Origin of the sequence: Salinivibrio sharmensis, assembly GCF_001995985.1 — a bacterium.
Classification (GTDB): domain Bacteria; phylum Pseudomonadota; class Gammaproteobacteria; order Enterobacterales; family Vibrionaceae; genus Salinivibrio; species Salinivibrio sharmensis.
The window spans coordinates 1-1,504 of sequence record NZ_MUFC01000035.1 but is presented as its reverse complement, the minus strand read 5'-3'; the positions used below and the strand labels follow the sequence as shown (position 1 = coordinate 1,504).

At 42.9% G+C, this 1,504-nt stretch carries 2 protein-coding genes; one reads left to right on the top strand and one right to left on the bottom strand.

What is annotated here, in order from left to right:
* Positions 1 to 154: 154 nt before the first annotated feature.
* Positions 155 to 304 carry a hypothetical protein gene (locus BZG74_RS15650; protein WP_158020676.1) on the bottom strand — a complete coding sequence of 50 codons (150 nt, stop codon included), beginning with the start codon at positions 302 to 304 and terminating at the stop codon, positions 155 to 157.
* Between the two features lie 650 nt (positions 305 to 954).
* Here BZG74_RS15650 and BZG74_RS15390 point away from each other — a divergent pair.
* The gene (locus BZG74_RS15390; RefSeq protein WP_077773344.1) at positions 955 to 1,224 is read left to right on the top strand and encodes a TIGR03643 family protein; all 270 of its coding nucleotides are present in this window, start codon (positions 955 to 957) and stop codon (positions 1,222 to 1,224) included.
* Positions 1,225 to 1,504 lie beyond the last annotated feature (280 nt).

The window sequence follows — 1,504 nt, the reverse complement described above, 5'->3', positions numbered from 1 at the left end:
GCGGGTAGGTTATCTTGGCACTCTGGCGGTTATCATCAACGGCGCTGAAGTAGTCTTTAAATGTATCGATATCCACGGTATCTATACCGAACTATTTTAGAATCGGCCTATATGATCACAGCCAGAGGTGATCGTCAAACCGATCCTGTTTTGGTCAAAAAACGTTCGCGATCTCGCCCTGCACCTGAGCCATTTCATCGACTTTATTCATCAGGCCGTTGAGTTGAATAATAGTTATAAAACTAACGACAATCCCTGCCCCAATAATAAAGAACACTAACTTCATGGTGTTATTAATGTTCATATCCCACTCCTGCCACTCAACAACAGACAACACCGACCAAAATTCCGCTACCGTTTAATCGTAGAATAGATTCTCGCCATCAATTAAAAAAAACTGGACAGGAAGAGTATCGATATCAATTAGTTATTGATTAATCAATAGAAATAAGCAGAGCGATTAATGCAAGGCCATAAAGTCAAGTGACTTAGAGATACATTAAACTAGTCATTTCAATGAAATAATCAGACAGGCAGCATCGCGGAAATTAAAATGGCGTGTCGGTCGGACAATCGCCCGTGCGATGTCAGTCATGTATTACCCAAGTGGACTGCACGCCTCCGACATCGGCGCCAATGATTAACCTCGATCGTGACAGGCGCCCGTTGGCAATTTTCATATATCCAATACCACGCTGGGGCTTGTGTCACCTACGCTGCCTGTGCGGCAGTGAACTATAGAATAACCTAACAATCATCTGTTACAACAGGCCGTTAGGATAAAAATCGTCTTTTACCCTTGTTAAAAATGCCTTGTCGTAACTAACTGTATTTGCTGTTTATTTTTAAAGAGCCAAAAAACAAGGGTAAAAGCATTGATTGGTCAGAAGGAACACGCTGATCGGTTTTTGCTGATCTACGCGTATTGTTTGTCACCAGTACAAGGAGACAGATATGGCTTTGAACGAGCAACCGGGAGAGATTGACCGGATTATTGAAATGGCGTGGGAAGATCGCACTCCGTTTGAGGCGATTGAATCGCTCTACGGGCTACGCCAAGACGATGTGATTGCGTTAATGCGACGTGAATTAAAGTCGCGCAGTTTCAAAGTATGGCGCAAGCGTACTCGAGGGCGAAAAACCAAGCACACGGCTCTGCGTTCAGAGCATGTGATGCGGAGCCATTGTAAGACGCAATACAAACTAAAACCCGCTAGAAAGTGACAATAGTGACAATAAGTGACAACAAACCGCATCGGAATATGGGTGAATACAGTCTCTACGCGGTGTTAAACCAAAGTGACAGCCAATTTGTCACTTTCTTGTAACACTCACCCATCCTACTACAAGCTCGACGCATCCGCATTATAACCTTTATTTTCAATAATTTACCAAGTTAAACACCGACTAATCCAACCGGTTATCCACAGTTTCTGTTGATAGTAAACGCGGAACGATAAACTTATTTTTTACTTTACTATCAGCTCTACTTTACTATCAGCTC

Coding starts and splice junctions, on each gene's coding strand:
- BZG74_RS15650 (WP_158020676.1), bottom strand. CDS start 304: ATGAACATTAATAACACCATGAAGTTAGTGTTCTTTATTATTGGGGCA.
- BZG74_RS15390 (WP_077773344.1), top strand. CDS start 955: ATGGCTTTGAACGAGCAACCGGGAGAGATTGACCGGATTATTGAAATG.